Source organism: Candidatus Nanohalobium constans (genome assembly GCF_009617975.1).
Taxonomy (GTDB): Archaea; Nanohalarchaeota; Nanosalinia; order Nanosalinales; family Nanosalinaceae; genus Nanohalobium; species Nanohalobium constans.
Window position 1 is genome coordinate 212,700 of the sequence record NZ_CP040089.1, and the last position, 14,021, is coordinate 226,720.

At 41.9% G+C, this 14,021-nt stretch carries 16 protein-coding genes and 1 tRNA gene; 11 read left to right on the forward strand and 6 right to left on the reverse strand.

What is annotated here, in order from left to right:
• Nucleotides 1–16: 16 nt before the first annotated feature.
• Together LC1Nh_RS01235 and LC1Nh_RS01240 are read right to left on the reverse strand one after the other, a co-directional pair.
• Nucleotides 17–1,054, reverse strand: coding sequence for a lysylphosphatidylglycerol synthase transmembrane domain-containing protein (locus tag LC1Nh_RS01235; RefSeq protein WP_153549887.1), 1,038 nt, complete (start codon nt 1,052–1,054; stop codon nt 17–19).
• Nucleotides 1,044–1,331, reverse strand: coding sequence for a ribonuclease P protein component 4 (locus tag LC1Nh_RS01240; RefSeq protein WP_217907065.1), 288 nt, complete (start codon nt 1,329–1,331; stop codon nt 1,044–1,046). The genes LC1Nh_RS01235 and LC1Nh_RS01240 overlap by 11 nt, the downstream gene beginning before the upstream one ends.
• 238 nt (nt 1,332–1,569) lie before the next feature.
• On the opposite strand from LC1Nh_RS01240, the gene LC1Nh_RS01245 reads away from it, so the two are divergent.
• Genes LC1Nh_RS01245 through LC1Nh_RS01255 form a run of 3 tightly spaced genes read left to right on the forward strand, consistent with a single transcriptional unit; the run spans nt 1,570 to nt 5,275 of the window.
• Nucleotides 1,570–2,568: a glycosyltransferase family 4 protein gene (locus LC1Nh_RS01245; protein ID WP_153549889.1), complete on the forward strand. Its 999-nt coding sequence runs from the start codon at nt 1,570–1,572 to the stop codon at nt 2,566–2,568.
• A 26-nt stretch (nt 2,569–2,594) separates the two neighbouring features.
• The gene (locus LC1Nh_RS01250; RefSeq protein WP_153549890.1) at nt 2,595–3,632 is read left to right on the forward strand and encodes a glycosyltransferase; all 1,038 of its coding nucleotides are present in this window, start codon (nt 2,595–2,597) and stop codon (nt 3,630–3,632) included.
• Complete coding sequence (locus tag LC1Nh_RS01255) at nt 3,629–5,275, forward strand: DUF2070 family protein (protein ID WP_153549891.1); 1,647 nt, start codon at nt 3,629–3,631, stop codon at nt 5,273–5,275. The genes LC1Nh_RS01250 and LC1Nh_RS01255 overlap by 4 nt, the downstream gene beginning before the upstream one ends.
• A 15-nt stretch (nt 5,276–5,290) precedes the next feature.
• On the opposite strand, the gene LC1Nh_RS01260 is transcribed toward LC1Nh_RS01255, so the two are convergent.
• Both LC1Nh_RS01260 and LC1Nh_RS01265 read right to left on the reverse strand, forming a co-directional pair.
• Nucleotides 5,291–6,253 carry an HD domain-containing protein gene (locus tag LC1Nh_RS01260; protein WP_153549892.1) on the reverse strand — a complete coding sequence of 321 codons (963 nt, stop codon included), beginning with the start codon at nt 6,251–6,253 and terminating at the stop codon, nt 5,291–5,293.
• Between the two features lie 44 nt (nt 6,254–6,297).
• A tRNA-Gly gene (locus LC1Nh_RS01265) sits at nt 6,298–6,429 on the reverse strand.
• A 147-nt stretch (nt 6,430–6,576) separates the two neighbouring features.
• Here LC1Nh_RS01265 and LC1Nh_RS01270 point away from each other — a divergent pair.
• Nucleotides 6,577–6,981: a hypothetical protein gene (locus LC1Nh_RS01270; protein ID WP_153549893.1), complete on the forward strand. Its 405-nt coding sequence runs from the start codon at nt 6,577–6,579 to the stop codon at nt 6,979–6,981.
• 20 nt (nt 6,982–7,001) lie between these two features.
• A complete protein-coding gene (locus LC1Nh_RS01275; protein ID WP_153549894.1) occupies nt 7,002–7,751 on the forward strand; it encodes an NOP5/NOP56 family protein in 750 nt (249 codons plus the stop codon).
• A gap of 7 nt (nt 7,752–7,758) precedes the next feature.
• Here LC1Nh_RS01275 and LC1Nh_RS01280 read toward each other — a convergent pair whose 3' ends face one another.
• Entirely contained in the window at nt 7,759–8,616 is an 858-nt protein-coding gene (locus LC1Nh_RS01280) for a hypothetical protein (RefSeq protein WP_153549895.1), read from the reverse strand.
• 52 nt (nt 8,617–8,668) lie between these two features.
• Here LC1Nh_RS01280 and LC1Nh_RS01285 point away from each other — a divergent pair, with 52 nt between their 5' ends.
• The 5 genes from LC1Nh_RS01285 to LC1Nh_RS01305 all read left to right on the forward strand — a co-directional run bounded on the left by LC1Nh_RS01285 (nt 8,669) and on the right by LC1Nh_RS01305 (nt 12,182).
• On the forward strand, nt 8,669–9,325 hold the full coding sequence (locus LC1Nh_RS01285; protein ID WP_153549896.1) for a fibrillarin-like rRNA/tRNA 2'-O-methyltransferase: 657 nt from the start codon (nt 8,669–8,671) through the stop codon (nt 9,323–9,325).
• A 19-nt stretch (nt 9,326–9,344) separates the two neighbouring features.
• Nucleotides 9,345–9,725, forward strand: coding sequence for an FAD synthase family protein (locus tag LC1Nh_RS01290; protein ID WP_153549897.1), 381 nt, complete (start codon nt 9,345–9,347; stop codon nt 9,723–9,725).
• A gap of 40 nt (nt 9,726–9,765) precedes the next feature.
• Nucleotides 9,766–10,854 (forward strand): PKD domain-containing protein, encoded by a 1,089-nt coding sequence (locus LC1Nh_RS01295; protein ID WP_217907066.1) that lies wholly within the window; start codon nt 9,766–9,768, stop codon nt 10,852–10,854.
• 66 nt (nt 10,855–10,920) lie between these two features.
• Complete coding sequence (locus LC1Nh_RS01300; protein WP_153549899.1) at nt 10,921–11,739, forward strand: hypothetical protein; 819 nt, start codon at nt 10,921–10,923, stop codon at nt 11,737–11,739.
• A gap of 17 nt (nt 11,740–11,756) precedes the next feature.
• Nucleotides 11,757–12,182 carry a hypothetical protein gene (locus LC1Nh_RS01305; RefSeq protein WP_153549900.1) on the forward strand — a complete coding sequence of 142 codons (426 nt, stop codon included), beginning with the start codon at nt 11,757–11,759 and terminating at the stop codon, nt 12,180–12,182.
• A gap of 4 nt (nt 12,183–12,186) precedes the next feature.
• On the opposite strand, the gene LC1Nh_RS01310 is transcribed toward LC1Nh_RS01305, so the two are convergent.
• Nucleotides 12,187–12,510, reverse strand: a complete 324-nt coding sequence (locus tag LC1Nh_RS01310; protein WP_153549901.1) for a metal-sulfur cluster assembly factor — start codon at nt 12,508–12,510, stop codon at nt 12,187–12,189.
• Between the two features lie 106 nt (nt 12,511–12,616).
• Between LC1Nh_RS01310 and sufB the strand changes: the two genes are divergently transcribed.
• Complete coding sequence (gene sufB / locus LC1Nh_RS01315) at nt 12,617–14,017, forward strand: Fe-S cluster assembly protein SufB (protein WP_153549902.1); 1,401 nt, start codon at nt 12,617–12,619, stop codon at nt 14,015–14,017.
• Nucleotides 14,018–14,021 lie beyond the last annotated feature (4 nt).

Here is a 14,021-nt window from a genome sequence, read left to right on the forward strand (position 1 = left end):
TTGACTCTTAGTTCTGTCATTTTTTCTCTACTTCTCCGTTGAGACTGTTAAGTGCGAACCATCCTAGGATTAGTCCAGGCCAGTAGGTTGATAGTCTGAATAGTATTCCTATGGTTAGACCTGTTGCGAAGTTTATTTGTGGGAAGAATATTGTTACTAGTGTTGCCATTGCTGCTTCGTATGTCCCGCTTCCTCCTGGTGTTGGACTCCAGTTTGCGAGACCTGAGATAACTACTACGAAGTATACTGGTGTGAAGTCCGGGTTGTAGCCTAGGGCGTGCATCAGTATTACGAAGTTGAATACTTGCATCAGCCATCCGGCGTGTGAGATTATTGATGTTTTGAGAAGGTATTTTGGGTCTGATCCTATGGCTTTGAAGCTTTCTTCTATTTTTTCTAGTTTTTCTTCAAGTGTTTTGACTAGTTCTTTGCCTTTTCCTGTTTTCTGGGATATTTTCCGGGTTATTTTGAGTATACTTCCTTCTATTGTACCTGATTCGAACCATAGCAGGTATGCTATTATGCTGCCTACTGCAGTTACGAGCAGGACCATGTATACTGTCTGGATTATGAAGGTGTTTAGGGATCCGAATAGCAGTAGGTAGCCCGTACCTCCTAGTATAAATGTTATTGGCGGCATTCCGTTCATTATGTCTGCTGAGAAGATGCTGGAAAGTGCTCTTTCGTAGCTGGCATCTGTATTTTGTTCGACTAGGTATGCCATCAGGGGTTCGCCGCCTGCCTGTCCGAGAGGTGTTATGGCGTTCATGAAGTTTCCTGCCATGAATATACGGACTGCCTTCCTGTAGGGCATGTGTATCTCCGATTTTTGGAATACTCGGTACCAGACGTAGCTCCAGGCTGGGAACATGGCTAGGCCGAAACCCAGTGCTGGAATCAGCAGCAGAGGGTCTGCGGATCTTATGGACTGCAGAAATTTCTCAGGGTCTGAAAAATAGATTAAACCTGCTAGTATGCCTGTAGAAATCAGAAACCAGAGATATTTGTTGTCTTTATGCTTCTTTAACTTTTTCAATACTTTTCTAGTAGCCATGTTTCTGCTTTTCACCGCATTTTAGGCATTTGTACTCTATAAGCTGGTTTTCGGAGTTAATCCGTACTTCGCAGTTGTCTCCGTGCCTCCAGTAACTGCCGCAGCTGCTGCAGAAATGCTTCTTCAGGTTTCCGGGTATTGAGGTCTGTGTTCTCTCACCGATCCTCTGAGCAATCTCCATGTATCTGTCGGATAGCTCAGGCTCTGAGTCAAACTTCTCTTCCGCCTGGTTGAACAGGATTCTAATCCGTTCCTCTGCAATTCTCTGACTGCCCACAGATGGTAAAGTTGTTGCCACTGATTTTTAAATCAGTAAATGGTTTCTAGCTTTGATCAACTCTAATGGTCTATCTACAATATTAAACGTCTCATGGAATTTTTCCAAGTTTACAGTCAATTTATACCAGGTTATTTGGAAAATAGATGACTAATCAGGCATTTTATTTTTTGGTATCTGGGAAAGTCTTTGGACGGGTGCGTTTGATTGAAAAGTTATGTTCTCAAGTATTTGAGGTGTGAGGGTCAGCCACTACTTTGAATGGGAGGAAACTATAACCGGCGGTCAAAAGCAGTCGGTGAAGAACCAGAGAAAGATTCTGAAGCAAAATGATGTACAGTATACTACTGAGCCGGATCTCTCCGCGGATATCCTCCATCTCAACAACATGGGTCCCAGATCGACTTATCTGGCAAGGAAAGCTAGGAATAAAGATATCAAAGTGGTTGTCCATGCACATCAGACGGCTGAAGACTTTAAGAACAGCTTTAAATTCTCTAACGTCATATCCAAACCTTTGAAGCCTTATCTCAAGTATGCTTACTCCTTGGCTGATCATATTATCTGTCCTTCAGGATACAACCGTGAGGTAATGGATAACTATACTGATGCCTCTAAAACTGTGATCAGCAACGGATTTGATCCGGAGAAACTAGAGGGATTTGAAGATCTAAGAGGAGAATACCTTGAAAAATACGATTTGAAGCCTCCTGTGGTCTTCAATGTTGGTCATGTTATCAAGAGGAAGGGCTTAGAAACCTTCATCGAGACTGCCAGAGAGATGCCTGAAACGGACTTCGTGTGGTTCGGTTTTCTGAACCCGACTGGAGGAGAAGGCTTCACTGATGAGTTGCTCAAAAGCAGAGATACCAAGAAATTGGTGGAGAACTCTCCGGACAACTGCCAGTTCACAGGTTATGTAGATGATGTCAGAGGTGCTTTCGCTGCTGGAGACATATTTTTCTTCCCATCCAAAAATGAGAATGAGGGGATGGCTTTGTTGGAGGCAATGAGCTGTAGTAAACCGCTAGTGGTTCGTGATATCTCAGTCTATAAATGGTTAGAGGATGGTGAAAACTGTTTAAAGGCTGAAAACGACTTTACTTCCCAAATTGAGAAATTAAAGGATGAAGGTTTAAGGAGTAAAATAGGGAGCAATGCTGAGGACAGGAGCCGTGAGTTTGAGCTTGATTCTGTTGGAGATGATTTGGTTTCTCTTTACAAGGAGCTAGTTTGAAAAAGTAATCGAGTTTAATCTTTGGTATGAGGATCGGTTTTTTCTCCGACAGTTATTTTCCGGAGATTGACGGAGTTACATATACTCTGGATAGTTGGAAGGAAAGGTTAGAGGAGAGAGGTCACGAAGTTTACATAATATATCCGGAATCTGAGAGCTATGATTCAGGCAGGAGAGAGATTCCTGTGCGTTCAGTAACTAATCCGTTCTATGAGGGCTATAATATTCCTTTACCTTTGTTCCAGGATTTGCCAGATCTTGATGTTGTTCACTGTCACAGCCCTGCTCCAGTAGGTTGGTTAGGCAGACTTTACAGCATGAGAAATAATGTTCCATCGGTTTATACGCATCATACGCCGATAGAAGAATACTTTGTCCAGGCAGTCAAGCTTGAAAGCCTTGCCAACCTCATGAAGAAAGTTTATGTCCCCTTAGAGGAAAAATTTCTCTCAACATTTGATAAGGTCATAACTAATACAGAGAAAGGCAGAAGAAATGTCTCATCAGTAAAAATAGATGCAGGGATTGATATGCGGTTTTTCCAAGAATCTAACACCGATACTAGGGAAGAGGAGGTTATTGGGTACAGCGGCAGGATAAGCAATGAGAAAAACCTGGAAGAAGTTGTGGAGATGAGTCAAGAAATCGATGCAAAACTCGTTGTGGTAGGTGAAGGACCTGCCAGGGAGGAAATTGAAGCTGAAGCACCTGAAGACACCGTTTTCAAGGACTTTTTGCCTAGGAAAAAACTTCCACATCATTATTCAAAACTTGATGTATTCATCACTGCCTCAACAGGAGACACACTAGGTTTATCTCCCTTAGAAGCCAATGCCTGCGGAACACCGGTAGTAGCTCCGGACGTACACCCATTTGACAAAACCATCGAACCTGGAAACGGTCTTAAATACGAAAAAGGCAATATACAGGACTTCAGGGAAAAGGTAAGAACTGCATTGAACCAAAAATGGCAGACAAGGAAGGCGGTCCAAAAATACTCGTTAAAGGCTAGCATAGATCAAATAGAAAAAATATACGAAAACTTAGACGGTAAAAAACAATGACAGACAACTTGGATATCTTCAAAAAAGTAATATTCAAAATACCGAGCGTAAGGAAGCTATCAGCTGCTATAATAATTCTCTCGACAGTTTACTCATCTTTAATCTTTGTAAGCCTCAACTTATTCACGCCATTTGGTCTGCCATTATATACAATACCGTTGATCGCATTATCTGCGTTCATACTGCCAGGTGTTCTCTCAGGAGAGCTTCTCTACCGGTTTATACCAAACTATCCGAGAAACTGGGGATACTTCCTGATGCTGTCAAATATATCTCTGCTTGCGATTTATGGATTGATTTTGGCGGGAGCAGACACATTCACAAACGCTTGGCACATCTTCTGGCTGAGCTTGACAACAGTATACCTTTCAAACCTCTTAGTACTTCTGCTTACGCTCGGACAAAAATACATCCTAAGAATAACAGTCTTAGCACTCATACAGCCTTTAACTATTCTAACAGCATTTCACCACTTTATTGGAGCTAGGACAACTTTAACTGCCTTAAACTATATTTCGGGTCTCTATATAATGGCTATCGGAGGATTCTTGTTTCTATTGTCTATAGCAGTAGCTGAATACTTGATGAGATCCAACTTGAAAGATGCTTCTGTTCTCCAACTAACAGCAGGACTCCTACAAAAGAGGCAGGAGGCACTAGACTTAGGATACAGCACAAAACCTGATGTTCAGACTTTGAAACTTTCAAATCAAGCTTCTGAAGCTAGCATCGCCGTCCCATGGATACATCCAGGACCGCTGGAAGGATTTGGCGGAGGAAGGATAACATCAGACATAATAAAACAGTTGAATCAGGATGAGGAGGGTTTCTTCTTCCATGTGCCGTCTACCCATAAGTCAGATCCGTCAGATCCTGAGGACTACCGCAAAATACTGGATGCTATGAATAAGCCGGAAGAATCCAGTAAGGCATCAAAACTTGTTCGGAAGGACTATGAACAGGTAAGTTTTTATGGTAGAAAGGTCGGCGGTAAAAAACTGGTCTTCATGGATGCTGGATGGGATGACTATGAGGTCTCAGTCTTCAGAGAAATAATAGATCCTGAGAAAGTGCTTATTGTAGATCTTCACTGCCAGGATAGAAAGGAAGAGGAAAGAGAAGAAGTGTGGTACAATACTGAAGAATCAGAACACTTGAGAGAATGTTTGAAAGACTTTATTTCAGAGCTAGAGAGCCTGGAAGAATACGACTACTCAAACGGATTCACTGTAGAACTAGAAGGAAAACCTGTGTTCGCCTTAGTAGAACAAGTCAAAGACCAGAAAACAGTTCTCTTCGGCTTAGAAGGAAATGGCAATTCCGAAGAAGTAAGAAACCTGAGAAAAAAACTTGGGGACGACTACGACCATGCCATTGCGTTCTCCACCGATACTCATCAAAGCATTCACCAACTATCCTCCGACAAACAGATAGAAACAAGTAGGATAAACGATGCAGTAAACCAAGCAGAAAACAAACTATCTAAAGCTTCAATAGGTTTCGCTAACCAAAAAGCAGAGGACATGAAGCTACTGCAGGAAGACTACTCTGGTCTGATCTTCAGTATAAACATGTTGATACGGCTAATAGGACTGCTTCTTACACTCATGTACATATGGCTGGTTATATGGGTATTCTTCTAAGAAGGCATAACTTGTTTACTTCAACTTAATACTATACCCGGATTCGACTTCGTTCCTATGCTCCTTAATTCGCGTTTCCAATTTCTCTGAGAAGTCGCTAGCCTTACAGATAGATTGATTTGCAATTACAGGAGGATCAACGAAACGAGGCTTAGGATAAACTGTGAAATCAGGATTATCTGCTCCGACAACAATTTCGAATCCGCCCTCCAAGGCATCCAGTTTTTCTTGGATCAAATCGTTTTCACTATTTTTTAGAACTTCAAGCAGTTCTTCATCGGTTCCAAACAGGTCCTCTTCCTCAATTATCTCTTTTTCAAGAGCTTCATTTATCACCTGACCGAAGACCTTGTTCAATGCCGATTCGCGTGGATTCGCCCACCAGTTCTCATCAGCCTCAATAAACTTCAAACCATACTCAACAGCAACATCCTTGTCAGTCAAGACAAACATGCCTTCTTCGGTATCAAGAGCATCAACAAATTCTCCGACATCCCAGCCTCCATAAGCTTTAGAATCACGCAAGAAATAGTCGATCCTGTCGGCACACAGGTCAGGAGAGTCTCTCTCCAACAGACCAAAGCTATCTTCATCCAAAATATAATCAACATCCAAACCATGCTTTCTCAATATTTCAGGGATCTCAGAACCCATTACCACTTCCTCTAGAAAATTGTCGTGATAATCGTGGTCTTCATTATCGAAAGCAAAATCAACTAGGTGCGAAAACGCAGTATGCGGCACATCATGAAGCAGACCAGCAATCTGCTCCTCCAAACTAGCACCGTGCTCCCTAAGCAGAATCATAACGCCAAGAGAATGCTCAAACCGAGTCATCAACCTCTTATCAATAAAAAACGGCTGCGGACCAGACTGGCTGATACTCTTCAAACGCTGAACAGGATTAGATTCAATCAATTCGATTAAAACATCTTCCTCAATTGTTTTCTCCCCATAGACTCGGTCATCAATTTTCATACAAAGAAGATTGTCTGGTCAAAAATTAAATCACATATGAAATATGCGGCGACCGGGATTTGAACCCGGGTCACCGGCTAACTTCTTCGAAAACCCTCTCAGATTTTCTCGTGCCCCGTTCCTCACGGAACTAAGGGTTTGGAAGGCCGGGGTCTTAGCCACTGGACCATCGCCGCGCAACAAAGATTTGTTGCAGCAATCAAGCCGCATTCAACCTGGTGCTTCAGCGACTTTCTGTAAAACTGTTTTTTGTAGGTTAGTTTCTTAAAATGGTTTTCTTGTTCTTGGCTGGTTTTTTGAATCTTGCATTGCAGTTGTTGTTTATGAGTTCTGAAGATTTGAGTATTGAGGAAAGTGCCGAGGTTGCTGCTGAGAAACTGATAGACGGTGAAATGAGCGGTGACAGGGTTGAAGTCGACAAACAGAATGAGTTTGACGAGAAACTGGAGACAGACCTCAACACCGATGGTGTCTGGAGCGAACAGGAAATAGAATACCTGAAGAACAACAGCCAGAACATGAGTAACGACGAATTAAAGGAGTTTTTCATGAAGAACTCAGATTTCCAAGAAACCAAATTCGAAAGATTCTCCCGGTCCGAGAAAAAATACGTGATGAAAAACTTCCCGGCCCAAAACCTTGATACAATCGCAGACCAGCTAAACCGACCTGTAGAAGAAGTAGAGAAAAAGATTGAGATGCTAGGACTAGGACATGAACTGAAATAAGAGAGAAGTGAACAAAAAACATGGATAAAGAAGAGATAAGGAAAAAAGCTCTCAAAGATACGAGAGAAGAACTTGAAGAAATTGATAAAATCAAACTATTGATGAAGGCAGTTAAAACACTAGACCAGCTGCAGAACAACCAGTACAAGGAAATGGAATCCTTCAGAGACTGGTACAATGTGCATTTCCCGGAGCTGGAGCAAGAAATAGAAGACGACAGCCATTTACTTAAGATACTTTCCGATACCATCGAGAAAGATAATCTAGACGCATTCAGCGAACTAGCTGAATCCTCAACAGGTATGCACCTAGAAAAGGAGGACAAACAGATACTTGAACAGTTTGCTACTTCTCTCAACAGCAAACAAGAATTTATCACGGATTTAGAGGACTATGTTGAGAAGATAGCTAAACAGGAAATGCAGAACCTTTCAATACTGCTTGGACCGGTACTTGCCGCTAGGATAACACATCTGGCAGGGGGGCTGGAAAACCTGGCGAAGAAACCTGCCTCCACAATACAAATGCTTGGCGCAGAAAAAGCATTGTTCAGATTCCTAAGAGAAGGAGGAAACCCTCCAAAACACGGTGTGCTCTTCAAACACGAATACGTAAGCCCACTACACCCAGACAAAAGAGGAAAAATGGCAAGATTCCTTGCAAATAAGGCGGCAATAGCAGCACGACTAGACCAGTACGGAGACAAAAACAAAGGAGAAGACCTGAGAGAAGAATGCAGGGAAAAATACGAGGAAGTAGAACAGGAGTAGTCTCTGTCTAACTCTTAGTATTTTCTACTTCCAGCCATGGTACTTCTATGAGAGGCGGAATATGAGTCTCGATGTGGTGCCCCCACACACCCTGTTCTCCAAATGCTTCCCCATGATCTGAAGTGATGACCACTTTTCCATCTAAATCCGTAGCTAGCTCTTGAACGCATTCCAACGCTTTTCTCATGTTTTCCTCATGGAGAATCTTCATCGTTTCTTCGCTATCCCCCAAAAAAGCCTTAACAAAGTTCATTGGGCTAAGAGACATCATTAAACCGATTTTCATAGCAGTCTCACTTCTCTCCAGTCTCTCAATTAGGCTGCTAAGCCTTTCGCTTACAGAATCAGGGAGTATCTGCCTAGATTCTGACTCAATCTTTCCAATACTTTGTTTCTTCATATTCTCCATACGACTGCTTCCATATCCTATAAAGGGTTTATGTGGCTGCATATAATGTATTACTGTTCTCCGATCAGATATATCCTCTTTTTTATCCTTAAATTCTTTATTTACTGCTTCTGGCGTGACTGTACCCATTTTGCTGTTCCAAGAGGAATCCCAGATGTCTACTACATTTGCAATGTATCTTGAAGGATTAGTCTCGTATTTCTCGGGAATATAATCAAATTCGTTTAACTTAATGTTTCTTCCATTGATAAATGGGTTTGTAGAAAACCAGTTAATGTTTTGCCGCCTGTTCAAGTTCTTTTCAACCCATTCTGGCGTCGCTGAAGCATTACTATTCCTCTTCTCTAGATTACCGCTAAAATAATCTGTGTAGACTTCCTGAAAAACATCATATCTAGCACAGTCCAATATTATTGCATAATCCCAATCTTCTTCCAAGAACTGTTGATTTTTCATAAATTCTATTTAGTGCATATGTTTTAATTCTTCACTTAAGCTCTTTTTACCTATGCAAGAATCTCAAACCAAGATATACAGAAAACAGAACAAAATATACACAAAAAATGCGGACTCAGGCGAAAAAGTATATGGAGAACAACTACTAACTGAAGAAGGAAAACAGTATAGGAACTGGCAGCCAAGCCGTTCAAAAGCAGGAGCAGCAGTAATGAAAGGAGTTAACCTGGGTATAAGTCACGATGATGAAGTACTTTATCTTGGTGCTGCCTCGGGAACGACCGTTTCACACTTCTCAGACATAGTTCAGGAAGGATTTATCTATGCAGTCGAATACAGCGACACAGTAATCAAAAAACTTGTTGAACTAGCGGAAAAAAGAGAAAACATAGCTCCAATACTCGGAGACGCCCGCAAACCAGAAGAATACGAAGAAATGGTTCAAGGAGAAGTAGATGTTGTCTTCCAAGATATCTCCCAAAGCGACCAACCTGAAATCTTTCTAAAAAATGCTGAAAAATTCCTGAAACCGAACGGGATAGGACTGATAGCAATTAAAGCACACTCGATCTCAACAAGCAAGGAAGAAAGCAAAATATTTGAAGAAGTAAAAGAAAAACTAACTCAGAAATTCGAAATCAAGAAGGAAAAAATGCTTGAACCATACGAGAAAAACCACTTATTCCTGAAAATGCGTTACAAACAGTGATGCAAACTTGAAAACAGTAATGGCGCAAGGAACCTTCGATATAATACATCCTGGTCACCTACACTACCTAAAGAAATCTGCAGAACTCGGTGAAAAACTAACTGTAGTTATAGCTCGAGACTCACGGGTGAAAGAGAGAAAAGACCTGGTATTCACTGAGGAAGAGCGTAGAGAATTAGTTGATTCGCTGGAAATGGTTGACAAAGCCGTACTAGGAAATAAAGGCGACATCTACTCAACTGTGGAAAAGATCAATCCAGACACAATAACACTTGGCTACGACCAGAAACACGACGAAGAAGAAGTCAAAAAAATGGCAGAAAACGCAACAAACCACGAAGTCGAAGTAAAAAGGATTTCAGGGTTTCAAAACTACTCCTCATCAAACATCAAAAAATAAATACTGTAGCATGTTTCCCTCCACCTCTTCTCTCTGCCCCGTGGTTTTTATTCAACTGTCTTCAGAAATAGTACCTGTGTTCAACTCCCGTATAGGACAGACCAGCGTAGAATACCTAACCACCTACGGATGGATGATCGCAGCCGTCACAATCGTAGGAGGAACAATGTACACACAGGTAGACTACGGAAGCGGCTGCCAACTACAAAGCACAGACTTCAGCCCCCCATTCCCAGTAATAGACAACCTATACCAATATGAAAATAATACAGTGTTCATGACGGTGCAAAACCCTCAAGACAAAGATGTAAGAATACAAGATGTAAGCATTCTATCCGAAGGAGAAAGAAAAGCATCATTCGAAGTCAACAAAGAACTCAACGGACAATCCACCACCTCAGTAACAACAAACCAGTTCAACAACACGGAAGAATGCCAAACACTCCAGACAGAAATCACATACACCACAAACTCATTACAGAACCTGACAACCAAAGGAAAGATAACCGGAAAACTCGACCTAGTACCTTTAGCAGCAGTAATGCAAATACAACCAGCCTTCGCAGACCCAAAAGAACAAATAACATTTAACGCATCAGAATCAGAAGGCACAAACACCATCAGCAACTATAAATGGGATTTCGGAGACGGAAACACTTCAGAAAAACCAGTAGCACAACACAACTACAGCAAAGCCGGTGTTTACACAGTAGAACTAACTGTAGAAGACTCAGAAGGACTAAAAACAACAAAAACAACCCAGGTCTACATCGGAGGAGTAATCAGAAAAGGAGGGGGCAGCCTAACAAAACTAGGAACATCAAACACAATAGCATCAACATGCATAGGAGACAAATGCAGCAATACGACCCAGCCAGAAGATGAAGTCGTCACAACAAACGGAGACCATATGACAGGACCATTAGTTACACAAAAAATAATTCTGCTTGACTCAAAAACATGCATAACCTCACAGAGGTCGTTAGACGCAGATCAAGGCTGCAAAACAGTTAGTAAAGGAGAATCACAGCCTTTATCCGAATCCAGCTACAAACTGGATGGAAGCCTAAAAGTACCTCAAATAATCTCTAACAACACTCTATGCATAGGACCCGAAACCAACTGCTGACCAAAAAACTCTGCCTTAACTCAAATATCAACAGATTATTAATCCATGAAAACAACCAAAGTTAATGTGAATCGCAAAATACTTTACATACTCATATCATTAGTACTTCTGACAACACTCTCACAGGCACAATTAGAGTTCAGAACAGAATCACCAATCGATTCATACTCAAACTTTGACATGAACAACAACGCAATAACCAACCTCTCCAACCCACAGAACCCTCAAGACGCAGTAAACCAAAGATTTGCCTACAGAAACTTCATAGATCAAGACGGAGACACACTTCTAGGAGACCTCTACTTGAACGGAAACGACATATACGGCGTTGGAAGGATGGAACTAGAAAACGGAACCAACATAACAGGCAACCTAGAAATAAACGGAACAACAACACTAGAAGACGACATCAACCTCCAAGGAAACAATATTAACCTCCAAAACGGCTACCTATCAAACGACGGCGACAACGAAGGAATAAAAATAGATGATAGCGGTAATATTAATGTTCCTAGTGGAAATATAGTACTTAACAAGACAACAAGCCAGTATATCAGTCTTAGGAATGGTAAGCCTGAAATAAGGTTCACAGATACAAATTCTTTCACAGATTCTAATGATTATGGGATCCTTCGAGGGCAGAATAATGACTTAAGGTTGAAGTGGTACGACTCAAACTCGGGAATATCCAATATACTTGTTGCTCACTCAAGCGGGGATGTCGAAATACCTAGTGGCGACCTCGATATGAACAACAACAATATTCACAACTTAAACTCACTGGATGGTGGCGGAGACACGATCAAAACAGATGATGGGATAGATCTTAACGGGAATAAGGTTACTTCATCGAATGGAGAAGTATGCATGGGGCAGTACTGCTAAGGAGGATTGAAAAATTAATGGATCAAAAAGAACAGATGATTGACGAATTGAAACATAAACAAAGAGAAAAAAAGTTTCTGAAGATAGCTGCAACTGCATTAGTATTTGCAGTGATAGGTTTCGTAGCATTTCAAAACCTTCCTCTGGGGAACATAGGAAACACTCAAACCAATGAAGAGATACAAGCAGACAAGACAATACAGATAGCAAACGGCGTACGACCATACAGAACAACTATAACCTCATCGGGCACAGTCGAGATGAAAAATGCTAGAAGCCAAGAAGTCAAGGTAACATTTGAAACCAACGACATCAATCAAGAGCTAACAATACCATCAAACCAGTCAAAAGTATTCAATGCGTCCAAATACAACAACTTACCTAAAACAAACTACTTCAACGTGGACAACGGCGACACAGGAGAAATAGTAATCCAAAAATAAAGCTTTAGAAAGCAGACCGACCAGGAATGTTTCCAAACTCTCTCCGTGCTTCGTCACTCATCATCTCCGGATCCCAGTGCGGATCGAATGTTAGTTCAATATCTATCTCTTCCACTCCATCCAACTTGTTCAACTCCTCATTTATGATATCACGGAATATGCCATGGAACGGACATCCCCTCGTAGTCAAAGTCATCAGAATATCAACCTTGTTCCCTTCAACAGTTACTTCGTATATCAGCCCAAGATCCACTATATTTATATCAAACTCGGGATCCACAACTTCCTCCAACTGCTCCATTATCTGATCCTCAGAAATATCTCCCATATAACTACAGTAGTATGGAAAGCTTAAATCCTCACCTCATACCAAGAAAGCCGGAATCTGCATAACCTGACAACCGGTTTAAAGATCACCTATCGTTACCACATATATGACAGAAGAAAAAGTTGAGAAAAACCAGGAAAAGTTCAACCACATAACAGAAGCAGAAATCAGCTACGACTCCGGCAAAGGACTGACAGAAGAAACAGTCAGAAATATTTCAGAAGAGAAGGATGAGCCAGACTGGATGCTTAAGAAACGACTTAAGGCATTTCACCACTTCAAGAAAAGACCGATGCCAGACTGGGGTCCAGACCTATCCGACCTAGACTTCTCAGATATCACACATTACAAGACAGCTGAAGGAGAACAAGCGGACGAATGGGACGAAGTACCAGAAGAAATTGAAGAAACATTCGACAAACTAGGAATCCCAGACGCTGAAAGAGAAGCACTCTCCGGTGTAGGCGCCCAGTACGAATCAGAAGTCGTATACCAGAACATGAAAGAGGAATGGGAAGAAAAAGGAGTAATATTCTGCGACATGGACGAAGCAGTCCAAGAACACGAAGAACTTGTCAAAGAATACTTCATGAAGAAATGCGTACCCCCACAAGACAACAAGTTCGCCGCATTACACGGTGCAGTATGGAGCGGAGGGTCTTTCGTCTATGTACCGGAAGGCGTAGAGGTTGAGATACCGGTTCAAGCCTATTTCAGAATGAACTCGAAGGGAATGGGCCAGTTCGAACACACACTAATAATAGCGGAAGAAAACAGTACTATTCACTACATAGAGGGATGCTCAGCTCCACAATACACTAGAAACAACCTACACGCTGGTTGCGTAGAAGTATTCGTCAAGGAAAATGCACATGTCCAGTACTCTACGGTACAGAACTGGAGCAAGAATACATACAACTTGAACACGAAGAGAGCTAAGGTAGAGTCTGAAGGCGTCATGGAGTGGGTCTCAGGGTCAATGGGAAGTAAAGTGACGATGCTGTATCCATCAAGTCACTTAAACGGCGAAGGAGCCAGAGCCAACCACATAACAATCGGATACGCAGGAGATGGACAAAACATTGATACAGGAGCAAAAGTCGTCCACAACGCACCTAACACCAAATCCACGATAGAATCCAAGTCCATTACACAGGGCGACGGTCGAACAAATTACAGAGGCTTAGTCAGGGTTCCAGAAGGCTCGCACGGCAGTAAAGTATCGATCGAATGCGATGCTCTCATGTTCTCAGATGAAGCGACCAGCGACACAGAGCCATACATCGAAGTTAAGGAAGATGATGTTGAGATGGCTCACGAAGCTACTGTCGGCAGGATTGGCGATGAGGAAATTCATTACATGCAGAGCCGTGGAATCGACGAAGAAGAAGCTAAAGAGATGATTGTAAGAGGTTTTATCGAACCTATCGCAAAAGAACTTCCTCTTGAGTACGCTGTGGAGTTAAACAGGCTGATACAGCTTGAGATGGAGGGAAGTCTCGGATGAGGTG